Origin of the sequence: Candidatus Nebulibacter yamunensis (assembly GCF_024208055.1) — a bacterium.
GTDB classification, from domain to species: domain Bacteria; phylum Pseudomonadota; class Gammaproteobacteria; order Francisellales; family Francisellaceae; genus Caedibacter; species Caedibacter lacustris.
On the sequence record NZ_JAMBMW010000013.1, the window covers coordinates 21667 to 34524 of the forward strand.

Genomic DNA, 12858 nt, shown 5'->3' on the forward strand with positions numbered 1-12858 from the left:
ACAGGGATGATTGTTACTGATTTTTTTGGTTTAGAAAAAATCCCCAATCAGAATCGATAATTATACGATAAGGGCCCCAGGAAATTAAGCCTTCTCAGGATAGCTCTACAAGAATAAAATTAGCGAATAATATCATGACTTTCATTGGCAAAAATAGCACGTGCATGTAGCAAATATAGGATGATCGCCAGCACTGAGAAAAGCAAAGCAAAGCAAAGCTTAGCCATATCCAGAATATATTGGCACTTGATATAAAGGGGATAACGACAAATAAGGCAATGCCGCCTGTACATTTACCAATCAGATCAATAATGCTGATCCCTGTTGAGTGATATTGCTTATCGATGTTGCGTGCCACCAGAACGTTCACCAAATTAGTGGCATTGGATAGAAGACCGTTAAAGCTAGCATATAAAAATATAACAATAACAATCAAAGCAGTGCTGGAAGAGAAAAACAGTAATAAATACATGGATGAGCTTGCTAAAAGGAGGCTAAGCACAATGGAGGGGATTAATGGTAGTTTTGTATAAATATATTTGCGAAATAGTATGGAATATAGATATTGTCCACATAAAGTAAATGAAAAAAATAAGTGCCAAAACTAGAGGTTGTACTAAACCTGTATGGACAAAAAATGGCTGCCAATATTGATAAATAAACTGCATCATTCCTATACTAACGACCCCTGAGATGAGGAGAACTTTGCCTATATTACTGACTAAAAGATAACGAAATGCTGATACAAATATCATATGCGATGGTAATGGCTTTTCTTTATTTTCAGGCGCTCCAGCCTTCTCTTCAGGAAGTATGTAATAGAAAAGCGTCACTAAAATAAGACAAATAACGGTAATGATAAATACATAGGTTGATATCAGCGCACCAATGATGGAGGCAGTAGCAATAGATAAAAACACCATTTCAGAAGAGCGAATGATGTTGTTCATAAAGCGATAATCATGGCGCTTACTATTTAAATGCAGTAACCAAGCTTCATAACTGCCAGCATAGAACGCTAGTCCCATTCCATTAAAAATTTCACCTAAAATTACTTTATTAGAGGTTGGTTCTATTAGTAAGCTAAAATACATAATTTGGCACAAACACGCTATAATTAAAGCCTTTTTTCGACCATACCTATCGGCAACCATACCAGCAGGAATAGTGACAATGGCCGAAGTAATTAACTGTAAAGCCTTGGCTAAAGTAAACGCTTGTAGGGATACGCCATGCGCTAGAATGACTACAACGATAATTGCACCTGGTAAGGTGCGTGAAAAATTGAAGAGAGCATTATTGATGAGTAATGCAGGAAGTGTTTTTTTATCTAACACAGTCATTTAACATCCCACACAATGTTTGCCATATGTCTATGAGCTTATCCGAGAATCCATATAATTTATATTCTATAATACACATGGTTCATCACCATAATATCTGTAATTTGAATATGTTACACACTTTTGGAATATCAACAAATGTTATTCATAAGCTTTATGTTGTCAGTCAAAAAAGCATATATAAGGAAGATGCTTGTTGATAAGTTTTTTTATATACTCATATTAAATATTGAAATTTCTTAGAGCTTGTCGCAAGCATAGCAACGGTAAGAGGCTCTAGCTATCACAAATTAAGGGTCAAAATGTCACAATCAAAACCAATTGTTTTAATTACTGGAGCAAGTGCAGGCTTTGGCGCAGCTATGGCAAAAAAATACAATGCCAATGGTCACCCAGTCATTTTAACCGCACGACGCTTTGACAGACTTAAGAAGTTAACACAAGAGCTAGATTCAAACTTTCCTATTCACATCGCTCAATTAGATGTTACGCAGAAGAATGATATTGAGCAGTTTATCAAAGCTTTACCTATGACGATGCGGAACATTGGGATTTTGATTAATAACGCAGGACTTGCTCTTGGTCTTTCAAGCTTTCAAAATGCTGATGAGCTTGATTTTGAAACGATGATCAACACCAATATTAAAGGGCTCATCTATATGACTAAACGCATTTTGCCATTTATGCTTAATAATAACATGGGTCATATTGTCAATATTGGCTCTATCGCTGCAAACTGGCCTTATCCTGGCGGTCATGTATACTGTGCAACCAAAGCTTTCGTCCAACAATTTTCACGCACACTTCGTTGTGATTTACAAGGTAAAAACATTCGCGTAAGTGAAATTGAACCAGGTATGTCACAAACCGAATTTTCTTTGGTGCGCTTTAAGGGTGACGAAGTCAAAGCAAATGAAGTTTACGCAGGAAACTCACCACTTATTGCTGAAGATATTGCAAACATTGTTTACTTTACCACGACTCTACCACCACATATCAATATCAACACGTTAGAGGTCATGCCAACTTGCCAAAGCTGGGCACCATTAAGTATCGTCAGTCAATCACTTTAAAGGAGGCTAATATGTGGAGCATTTTGTCACTTATTGTGGCACAGATGGTAACTGGGATAAATATTACAGGTTCTAAGTTTCTAGTGGCAAACCTACCTATTGTCGTGCTACTGGAAATTCGATTTGTTGTTGGTAGCTTAGTGTTGATGCTGTGTATTCCTTTTTTGCAACAAAAAAATAATCCACAAGATAAAATTTGCACTTTAGCCAAAAAGGATTGGTTTATTTTGATCATGCAAGCACTTTGTGCTGGAATGTTTTTTAACCTTCTTATGCTTTCTGGCATTCAGTTTACCACGGCTAGTATGGCAGGGCTTATTACTAGCACACTGCCAGCAATGATTATTATTCTATCATTCTTTATTTTTAAACAACGCATCACGCGTTTAAAAGCACTATGCATCATATTTGCTACCATTGGTTTAATTGCGATTAATGGCACAAATATCACGGCTAATGATTTCTCATCGTTATCGCTTATCGGTGACGGGATTATTTTGATCGCGATGCTTCCTGAAGCGTTATACTATGTGATCAGCAAATTCAAAAGTACAGAGCTATCTGCTGTAAAATCAGCATTTTTAATGAATATTATTAATGCCATTGCCATGGTCCCATTTTTGTTTTTTACCAATTGGTATGAATTAGTGGTACTTAGTTACATTGCTTATTTTGTATTGCTTTTAGTTTCTATCTCTTCAGCGCTGTTTTATTTGTTTTGGTTTATGGGATGTAATCAAGTCAGCGCGAGCACAGCTGGACTCGTTACAGCAGCAATGCCAATTTCAACCCTGCTACTATCATTTATTTTTTTAGACGAAAAAATTACTCTCATTCAAGGCGTTGGAACGTTGCTTATCCTTACCTCTATCATGCTTGGGGCAAGAAAAGGTTAACCGTGTTTAATAAACCTTCTAACACAAAAACATAACATGCTGCCGATTACCGTCAGTGCAATGAATAATAGTAGACCTAAAGCCATACTTGATTTGACTGACTCAGTATCCCCAGCAATAGTTACACACTGTGAAATAGCACCCGCCAGTTTGCCACCAATGCCAAGTGTTACCAACCATATGCCCATGTAGAGTGACACGTAATTCGGTGGCGCTAATTTAGTAATAAGCGATAAACCAATTGCAGAAAGCGATAGCTCACTAATTGCCATCACTAAAAATGCAATGATCATATAAGTTGCAGCCATACTACTATCTATTGGTGTAAGTTTGATGCCAATCCAAATAATTAAAAAGACCAACGCTAATGTCATAAAGCCAAAGTTAAATTTATCGATATCATGTATCGGTTTGCCTTTGTGATCAAAGTAGAGCCATATTTTCCCCATGAAAAAGCCAAAAATAAGCACTCCAGCTGCCTCAAAACTTAAAAACTGAGAAGTTAATATATTCCAGCCCAGAAAATGTGAATTTACGCCTTGCGAGATAAATAACAATATCGAAATAAATATTTGAAAAAACAGCGCCCAGTATAAAATGGAAAGCACAAAAAACACTAACAACACGATCACATTACGCCAATATTTTTTTTGTGCCGAAAACGTCATAATCACCAAACATCCGATTGCTGCGACAATAATTGCTACATTTGCAATAATGGGATTTTTTAAAATAATGAACACCATCACAAAATATCCGACCAAAATAACAGTTGTTTTAGCAATAATAGTTAAGTTTATTCTGACTTCTTTTATGTGTTTAACCAACAAGAAAAAACCAATAATCAGATTTATTAGCACCAAAATCGAAACAATTAAACTTGAATAAAACGGTGCTGCAAATCCATACGTGTCATTCAAATATGAAGCGATAAATAGCGCAGCAAAACCACCTGCATTAATACCAATGTAGAAGATATTAAATCCAAAATCACGCTGCCCTTCAGTGGCGCCTGTATGATCATAAAAGCGTCCAATAAAAGAGCTAATATTCGACTTGATTAATCCCGTACTAATTGAGATAAATGCAAGTCCAACAAATAGTAGATTTTCAGAACTTGCAATAGCAAGTATACAACTACCTGTAATCATGAATCCAACACCAAGTATTGCTGAGCGATAATAACTAATCAGTTTGTCAGCAATGTAGCCTCCCACTAAAGCAGAAATATATACCATGCTTAATACTGTTCCAACTAAAGAGGCGCTTGCTGCCTGTGGAAGATTAAATTTTTGGATTAAAAAGAAGATTAATAGTGATTGAATAACGTAGTAACTGTAGCGCTCTCCAAATTCAGTAAGGCTTGTGATGGTTAAAACGCTGGTTTGTCCTTTTAAAGTTTTCATTCAGTTTTCGACTAAATTTAAATTGCTTAAGCGTAGATTCGATAATAAAAGTATCGAAAAATCAAGAAAAAGTTTACTCTAAACGTAACTGCTCAGAAAATAATTCCCATCCCTTTTAAATAATTTGTTGTTAAATACTGTGTAAATTCAAATTCTCGTTACACATTTAGTAACAAATAAGTATGGTTACTTTTAAATCTTATTATGTTCTAATCTGAGCAAAATAGTGATTTTTTAGCAGCTTTCACTTAATTCAAGTTAAATTTAACACGTTAATTAATACAACTTGAAATTCAGATTAGACAATGGCACAGTGATAACTGTGTTTTGTAACCCTTTAGGATAATGATATGATTCTACGACAAATTATCGAATCCAAGGATAAAGAACTTTTATCTCTTCCAACTATCGACTCAAAGTACTTAGCTAAATCCAATAATAATTTTTTAACAGCTATCCATAAGGCGAAAGTTGCAATTATTGCGGAACTTAAAGCACGGTCCCCTTCAGAAGGGATAATTGACCCACACTATGATCTGATTAAGATTGCGACAGAATATGAACAAGGTGGTGCTTGTGCACTTTCTATTTTAACCGATAAGCCATTTTTTGGTGGGAGCTTTGAGGATATTCAAAGAGTAAGGCAAGTTACAAGTTTACCTATATTGTGTAAAGAGTTTATTATAGATGAAAAGCAGGTATATCATGCGCGTAAAAGTGGGGCTGATGCGTGTTTGTTAATCGTTCGTTGTTTAACAGCAGATAAACTAAAATTACTCATTGAATGTGTTGAATCTTTAAATATGACAGCACTTGTTGAAGTTTTTGATGAGCAAGAAACAAAAATGGCGCTTAACTGTGGGGCAACACTTATCGGTGTTAATAATCGTGATCTTGATAGTCTTGAGATGGATATGAACAACATTGCACGCTTAGCAAAAATCATACCTAACTATGTTACCCTATTGAGTCTATCAGGTGTTAAAACAGCAGAAGACTTATATTATTATGCGACAACCTATGATGGAGTACTTGCAGGCACGTTACTGATGAAAGCAAATGATAAGGTAGCGCTGTTACGTAGCGCTATTTATACACGTCCATAAAATGGTTAAGTTTAGTGCAAAAAGATAAAATAAAAAGGGAAAGGAAAGATATGTCAAACTTAAAGCGGAATTTGAAAGCACGCCATTTGATTATGATTGCATTGGGGGGATCTATTGGAACAGGGCTTTTTCTAGCCAGTGGCAGTGCGATTTATGAAGCGGGACCAGGTGGTGCAATGTTAGCTTACACCATCATCTCAATAATGGTTTATTTTTTAATGTGTAGTCTTGGAGAGATGGCAGCACATTCGCCAACAACAGGTACATTCTGTGAATATTCTAGCAAATATGTGAGTCCAGAATTTGGATTTGCTATGGGTTGGAATTATTGGTTTAACTGGGCGATTACTATTGCCGCTGAAATTATTGCCGCTTCATTTATTATGCAATATTGGTTTCCAAACGTGCATACTATCTATTGGAGTGTATTGTTCTTTGTATTGATATTTGGTCTTAATCTTCTGGCAGTCAAAGTTTATGGCGAAACGGAATATTGGCTTTCATTTATCAAAGTTGCATTTGTGATTATCTTCATTGTGGTTGGTATTCTGACTCTTGTTGGCGTCACGGGTATGGGAGGCTCTGTAGGCTTCGAAAATTGGCATATAGGTGATGCACCTTTTCATAATGGTGCAATTGGCTTTATGGCTGTGTTTTTGATTGCAGGGTTCTCATTTCAAGGTACAGAACTTGTTGGAGTGGCAGCAGGAGAAGCCGATAATCCACGCAGTTCTATTCCACAAGCGATTAAGCGCACTTTTTGGAGATTGGTGATTTTTTATATACTTGCAATTGGTATTATCAGTTTTTTAATTCCTTATACAAGCGAAATTCTGGTAAATAAAAACTCAGATATTGCAGTTAGTCCATTTACGATTTTTTTTAAAAATGCAGGGCTTACTTATGCGGCCACCATCATGAATGCTGTAATTTTGATTGCTATTTTGTCTGCTTGTAACGCAAGTATGTATTCAGCGACACGGATTATGTGGCATTTGGCACATACTAAACAAGCCCCGCGCTTATTTGCTTACATCAATCGTCAGGGTATTCCAGTAAATGCACTTTTGATTACCGGACTTATCGGCTGCTTTTTCTTTTTGACTTCCTTTTTAGAAAATGGAGCGGTGTTTATTTGGCTTGTTAATATTTCCTCTTTAGCAGGTTTTATTGCTTGGTTTGGCATTGCATTAAGCCATTATCGTTTTCGTCGCGCGTATCTTATCCAAGGCTATGCACTAAAAGATTTACCCTATAAGTCAAAATGGTTCCCAATGGCACCCATTCTTGCCATGATTTTGATTGCCATCATTATTTTAGGACAGGAGTTTCATGACATCTTGACAGGTAATCTAACTTGGCAGAAATTTTTTGCCATCTATATTGGCTTTATTTTATTTCTAGTACTTTTGATCGGCTATAAACTCGTAAAGCATAGTAAACTTATTCCCCTGACTAAGTGTGACGTGAAAGCGAAGAAACACTAAAGTATGTAGTAACAGCATTGATTGGCAGTAATGAGGTATAAATATTTTCTTTTAAGGATATATCAAAGAATATGAGCATATTAGCAAAGGTTATATAAAAGCTAAAAGTGATTTAGCTATATTACTATTGAGCATCTAGGTGCTGAAATCTTACTGTATGGCTTTATTCGTAACAGCCAATCACGAATGACAGTGAGAATTGAAGGTTATTGACAAGGAAATGGCGGTCAAGATATTCATTTACACGTGCAAAAGCAACATTTATATGCTTTTGACTCAAAAATACAAAAGCGCTTAGATTTAGGTAAATATGTAATGATAAAGGTCGTTTAGGCATAAATACGCTTTTTAAATGTTTGACACTAAAATTTATGAGTGGTATATACTTAATTTTCATTACTCTAGGTAGAGTTTTACATTTATGAACTTTTCCACACAGTTAAAAGCGGCAACAATTGATAGTATTAAAGGGATTCTAACTAGCCGCAAGATGCTGGTGATGTTTTTATTAGGCTATTCTTCTGGTTTGCCTTTGATGTTAACCGCCTCATCTTTGCTGTTATGGTATAAAGAGGCAGGAATAAGCATTCAAGATATCGGTCTTTTGTCACTGGTGGCAATTCCATATACGATTAAATATCTGTGGTCACCTGTTATCGATCGTATAAGCTTTAAATATTTAGGACGCAGAAAAGGTTGGATATTGCTTATGCAGCTTATACTCATTTTTTGCGTATTCTTGTTGAGTCAATTCTCACCTTCCAGTTCCCCTGTTATGATTGCGATCATTGCATTGGCAATTTGTTTTTTTTCAGCAACTCAAGATATTGCTATAAATGCCTATCAAACAGAAATACTAAATGAAGATGAGAGAGCTTTAGGCAGTTCAGTATCAGTTTTGGGTTATCGTGTTGCAATGATGGTGACAGGTGCACTGTTATTGATAATAGTTGAGTATTTTGATAATAATTGGAATAAAGGGATGCAGGCGCTTATTCCTTTTTTTACCATAGGATTGCTAGGGACGCTATTGGCAAAAGAAGCTAAGGTGACAAATCAACCTAAAACATTCGTTGATGCAGTTATTCTGCCGTTTTATGATTTTTTCACTCGGCGTGGAATATGGGTGGCAACCGTAATGTTACTCATTATTGTTTTTTATAAATTTAGTGATGCTTTGGCATTTTCACTTAATACAGTTTTCTTTTCAGAGCTTGGGTTTGATAAAACTACTATTGCCGTTTCATATAAGTTTAACGCGCTTATATTTACTTTTATTGGTTTAGTTTTAGGTGGGATGCTTGCCAAAGGCTTTGGATTGTTTCGTACTTTTTTATGGTTGAGTGTGCTAATGGCGACTGCCAATTTAATGTATATGTGGCTTGCTCTTGTTGGTAAAAGTTATTATTTGATGGTGCTATCTGTTGCCATTGAATACATGATTGGTGCAATGGGGACAGCTGTATTGGTTGCGATGATTATGAGCTTGGTCAATAAAAGTTTCTCGGCAACACAATTTGCTGTATTAAGCTCGATTGATTCGTTAGGAAGAGTGTTAGTAGGGCCAATGGCTGGATGGATTCAAACACATTGGGGGTGGTCAGCATTATTCTTTGTGAGTTTTGCTATTGGAATTGCAATCGCTTTCGGGATATGGCGAGCAAGAAGACAAATTATGTTAATGGCAAATTTACATGGCTAATTGTATTGACTGTTATGGTTGTGCATGTGTATTGATTTTTTTATTTGAAGCAGTTTAAGGGGGTAAGAGCGTTTAAGTCTACTTTGGAAGCTATAAAGTGAGCGATTTTGAAATTTGTTGCATTTGCATAGTGCTTAAGAACTGATAAACTTACACCTACAAATAGCTGTTTGTTGGTTTTAGCATTTGAAAATAAATGATGAAGATGAGTTAAAGCTTCCCGTTAAACTTCGTGATCACCAGGGAAACCTTATTATTATTTATATTTCATACGCTGATGAAGGGATCACATTTAGTTACCTTGAATCCTCAGCCACTTACCCTGAAGAGCTAAATATTCTTGGTTGGCTTGAATCTGTTACCAAAAAGAAGATACTACATTTCCCCAAAAATTTGGACTACATCTACGAAGAATGTGAGCAAAATCCAGAAAATATACTGAGCATTTTTTACCATTACTTTTCTGCCATTCGCTATTTGTGATAAGGGTGCCCTTGCAATATTGTCCATGCACGGTAAATTTGCTCTGCAAAAATGATGCGTACAATCGGGTGTGGGAAAGTCATTCTTGATAATGAGATTTTTTCTTGAGCCTGTGCTTTAATACATTGATCAATACCATCAGGACCACCGATGACAATTGCGACATTAGGCGTATGTTGCTGCCAGTTTTGAATTCTTTGTGCCAACTCTTCTGTACTTATTTGTTTAGATTGAACGTCTAATATTACTAAATGATCATTGTCATCAAATCTGGATAGTAGTGTTTTTGCTTCTTGCTCCAAGTATTTTGCAATGCTAGCGGTTTTAGTCCGCTTTGCAATAGGTAGCTCAATAAGCTGTAATTGAATCGTAGATCCTGATAGACGCCTACTATATTCATCAAAACCAGCCATGACCCATTTGGGCATTTTCTCGCCTAAAGCTAAGAGTTTTATTTTCATGGCTTTACTCGAGTAAAGCAAAGCAAATATGTATGTGAGAGTTCAGAGTTAAAGGTATAACCATCATAATCAAATGCCTTAAGTCCATCTATGGTGTTGATACGATGGTCAAGAATGAAACGTACCATACGCCCTCGTGCGCGTTTGGCAAAAAGTGCGATTGTTTGGTATTTATTCATATGGTGTTCTTTAAAATCGACTTCTAGCCACGTTGCATGAATTGCTTTCTGATCGATTACTTTACTATATTCATTTGAAGCTAGATTAACAATCACTTTGTGCTCACTGGTAGCAATAATTTCGTTTAACTTTGTAGTAAGTTTAGCGCGCCAAAAATCATATAACAGCAAGTTATCAATATAAAACTTTACTCCCATTTCTAAGCGATAGGCTTGAATTAAGTCAAGCGGACGAATAAGTCCATATAATCCTGAGATCATCAATACATGATTTTGTGCATAGTCGAGTTGGTTGGCAGTTAAACTTAACGTATCTAGCCCACGATATACATCGCCTGTAAAGGCAAAAAGTGCTTGCTTAGCATTCGCTTTAGTATAATTTTGGTTGTCAAAATTAACATACATATCAAATACCTTCTCGGCAAGCTTAGGCGATATTTTCATTAAGGTCTCAAATTGATCTGGAGAATAGTGTTTTAGCTTTTGCACAAGTTGTGTAATTTCATTTTTAAATAATACATCAGTTGCTTTATCCGTTGGTACGTTGTTGCTAAAATCCTGACTTTTAGCTGGTGAAATCAAGCTTAACATAATATTTCTTATTTAAAATAACCTTGGTACACATTGTAACAGAATATACTTAGGTCTAAATAGGTGTAGCCTTTAGTTTTAGCCAAAAAAACTCATACCTTTTTCAGATCACAATTGTTACAATGTTGACGATTTTCAACGAACACCAACCTTCCTGTATGGCTATTTTTGTTATGGCAATAAGCATGATGTTGGTGCACAAAGACTTAATCAAAGAGGCGTAGAATGGATCGTAATTTAGCACTAGAAACCGTAAGAGTCACTGAAGCTGCAGCCCTATCTGCTTGGCGTCAAATGGGTAAAGGGGATGAAAAAGCCGCAGATCAAGTTGCAGTTGATGCCATGCGTCGTGCCTTAAATGGACTAGATATTAATGGTACGGTTGTTATTGGTGAGGGTGAGCGTGATGAGGCTCCTATGCTTTATATTGGTGAGAAAGTTGGTAAAGGTGGTCCTAAAGTTGATATTGCTTTAGATCCATTAGAGGGGACGACCATCACAGCAAAGGGTGGTCCTAATGCACTGGCGGTTATCGCTATGGCTGAAGATGGTGGTTTTTTAAATGCTCCAGATGTCTACATGGAGAAAATTGCAGTTGGTGGACATGGCTTACCAAAGGATATCATCGACATCAATGCAGAACCTGCTGAAAATCTAAAACGTTTAGCTGATTTTAAAGCTATCCCAATAGAAGCCTTAGTAGTGTGTATTTTGGAGCGTCCAAGACATGAAGAAATCATTCGCAAAGTGCGTGAGGCAGGTGCGCGTATTGCACTTATTGGTGATGGCGATGTTTCGGCTGTTATAGCTACAGCACAAGAAGACAGTGGTATTGATATGTATATGGGTGTAGGTGGCGCGCCTGAAGGGGTGTTAGCTGCTGCTGCCTTACGTTGTCTAGGTGGACAAATGCAGGGGAGATTAATTTTCAGAAATGATGATGAAAAAGCGCGTGCTAAAAAATGGGGCATTGCGGATCTGAATAAAATCTATCATTTAACCGACCTTGCTTCTGGTAATGTGCTTTTTGCAGCCACGGGTGTGACTGATGGTCAAATGTTAAAAGGTGTAAAACGCAAGGGTCAAATCGCAAAAACACATAGTTTGGTCATGCGCTCTGTTTCTGGTACGATTCGACATATTGAAGCGGAACATAACTTCAACTTTAAAAAAGGTTTTGAATATTTAGGTTGAGTCATAACAATATGCTGTCCTATCAACAACTTGCCATATTTACTGCGATTGCCGAGCATGGCAGTATCACTAAAGCATCAGAAGCGCTCAATTTAACACAACCTGCATTAAGTAGTGCTTTGTCAGGATTAGAAGCGAAATTAGGCGTGAAACTTTTTGATCGTGTTGATCGTAAAATTGTACTTAACCATAATGGGGAGCGTCTTTATCCTCAAGCTGTTAAGCTTTTGGAAGAGGTAGCTAAAGTCCAAAGTTTTTTCTCTCATAACCAAGCGCTTTGTGGTAAGATCCACATTGCTGCAAGCAACACCATTGGCAACTATGTTTTACCACCGCGTATGGCGAGTTTTAAAACCAAATACCCAAATGTGCAATTGATACTAACTATCTCTAATAGTGAGCAAGTTATTGAGCAAGTGATCCAGCATCAAGTTGAAATTGGATTCATAGAGACAAATTGTCTAAATAACCAAATCAACTCTTTCCCTTTTGCCCAGGATGAACTGGTTTTATTTGTATCAAAACAACACCCATTAGTAGGTAAGAACAATGTGAGCATCACGGACTTAAAAGACTATCCATTTATTTTGCGTGAACGTGGCTCAGGCACAAGAGGCATTCTAGAGCAAAACTTCTTACCTTTAATGAACTATCAACTCAATATTTTTTTAGAACTTGGCAGTAGTGCAGCAGTATGCTTAGCGGTTAAGAATAGCCAAGCTATCGGTTGTATTTCACGTCATGCCTTAGTCGATCAACCTGAGTGTGTTATTTTAACATGTGATATGTTTGAGTTGAAACGTGATTTTCTTGTTGTTCAAAACAAGCGCACACATATTTCAGAGCTTACCGAAGAATGGTTGGACTGGGTTATTAATAAGTAAAATTAATGTGTCCAATAACTTTTAAAAAATTTAATTTATTTTTATTGTCAAAT

General features: G+C 36.5%; 13 protein-coding genes. 8 read left to right on the forward strand and 5 right to left on the reverse strand.

Going from position 1 to position 12858, the window contains the following annotated elements; translation table 11 throughout:
* Positions 1-94: 94 nt before the first annotated feature.
* Both M1V25_RS06770 and M1V25_RS06775 read right to left on the reverse strand, forming a co-directional pair.
* On the reverse strand, positions 95-472 hold the full coding sequence (locus tag M1V25_RS06770; RefSeq protein ID WP_498842791.1) for a hypothetical protein: 378 nt from the start codon (positions 470-472) through the stop codon (positions 95-97).
* 22 nt (positions 473-494) lie between these two features.
* The gene (locus M1V25_RS06775; protein WP_498842792.1) at positions 495-1343 is read right to left on the reverse strand and encodes an MFS transporter; all 849 of its coding nucleotides are present in this window, start codon (positions 1341-1343) and stop codon (positions 495-497) included.
* Between the two features lie 302 nt (positions 1344-1645).
* On the opposite strand from M1V25_RS06775, the gene M1V25_RS06780 reads away from it, so the two are divergent.
* Positions 1646-2416 carry an SDR family NAD(P)-dependent oxidoreductase gene (locus M1V25_RS06780; RefSeq protein WP_116964320.1) on the forward strand — a complete coding sequence of 257 codons (771 nt, stop codon included), beginning with the start codon at positions 1646-1648 and terminating at the stop codon, positions 2414-2416.
* Between the two features lie 11 nt (positions 2417-2427).
* Positions 2428-3312: a DMT family transporter gene (locus M1V25_RS06785; RefSeq protein ID WP_498842793.1), complete on the forward strand. Its 885-nt coding sequence runs from the start codon at positions 2428-2430 to the stop codon at positions 3310-3312.
* Here the strand turns inward: M1V25_RS06785 and M1V25_RS06790 are convergent.
* Entirely contained in the window at positions 3309-4718 is a 1410-nt protein-coding gene (locus M1V25_RS06790) for a peptide MFS transporter (protein ID WP_116964322.1), read from the reverse strand. The two genes, M1V25_RS06785 and M1V25_RS06790, sit on opposite strands and share 4 nt — an antisense overlap.
* Before the next feature lie 350 nt (positions 4719-5068).
* Here M1V25_RS06790 and M1V25_RS06795 point away from each other — a divergent pair, with 350 nt between their 5' ends.
* The 4 genes from M1V25_RS06795 (at position 5069) to M1V25_RS06810 (ending at position 9496) form a co-directional block, all read left to right on the forward strand.
* The gene (locus tag M1V25_RS06795; protein ID WP_116964323.1) at positions 5069-5824 is read left to right on the forward strand and encodes an indole-3-glycerol phosphate synthase TrpC; all 756 of its coding nucleotides are present in this window, start codon (positions 5069-5071) and stop codon (positions 5822-5824) included.
* A gap of 50 nt (positions 5825-5874) precedes the next feature.
* Positions 5875-7311: an amino acid permease gene (locus M1V25_RS06800; protein WP_498842794.1), complete on the forward strand. Its 1437-nt coding sequence runs from the start codon at positions 5875-5877 to the stop codon at positions 7309-7311.
* Between the two features lie 421 nt (positions 7312-7732).
* On the forward strand, positions 7733-9013 hold the full coding sequence (locus M1V25_RS06805; RefSeq protein ID WP_498842795.1) for an AmpG family muropeptide MFS transporter: 1281 nt from the start codon (positions 7733-7735) through the stop codon (positions 9011-9013).
* 186 nt (positions 9014-9199) lie between these two features.
* Positions 9200-9496, forward strand: a complete 297-nt coding sequence (locus tag M1V25_RS06810) for a hypothetical protein (protein ID WP_116964325.1) — start codon at positions 9200-9202, stop codon at positions 9494-9496.
* On the opposite strand, the gene rlmH is transcribed toward M1V25_RS06810, so the two are convergent.
* Both rlmH and yaaA read right to left on the reverse strand, forming a co-directional pair.
* Positions 9487-9957, reverse strand: coding sequence for a 23S rRNA (pseudouridine(1915)-N(3))-methyltransferase RlmH (rlmH, locus tag M1V25_RS06815; RefSeq protein ID WP_116964326.1), 471 nt, complete (start codon positions 9955-9957; stop codon positions 9487-9489). The genes M1V25_RS06810 and rlmH overlap by 10 nt on opposite strands.
* The gene (yaaA, locus tag M1V25_RS06820) at positions 9954-10727 is read right to left on the reverse strand and encodes a peroxide stress protein YaaA (RefSeq protein ID WP_116964327.1); all 774 of its coding nucleotides are present in this window, start codon (positions 10725-10727) and stop codon (positions 9954-9956) included. Before yaaA ends, rlmH begins: the two co-directional genes overlap by 4 nt.
* A 225-nt stretch (positions 10728-10952) precedes the next feature.
* Here yaaA and glpX point away from each other — a divergent pair, with 225 nt between their 5' ends.
* Together glpX and M1V25_RS06830 are read left to right on the forward strand one after the other, a co-directional pair.
* Positions 10953-11921: a class II fructose-bisphosphatase gene (glpX, locus tag M1V25_RS06825; protein WP_116964328.1), complete on the forward strand. Its 969-nt coding sequence runs from the start codon at positions 10953-10955 to the stop codon at positions 11919-11921.
* A gap of 11 nt (positions 11922-11932) precedes the next feature.
* Positions 11933-12805, forward strand: a complete 873-nt coding sequence (locus M1V25_RS06830; RefSeq protein ID WP_498842796.1) for a LysR substrate-binding domain-containing protein — start codon at positions 11933-11935, stop codon at positions 12803-12805.
* Positions 12806-12858: the final 53 nt, after the last annotated feature.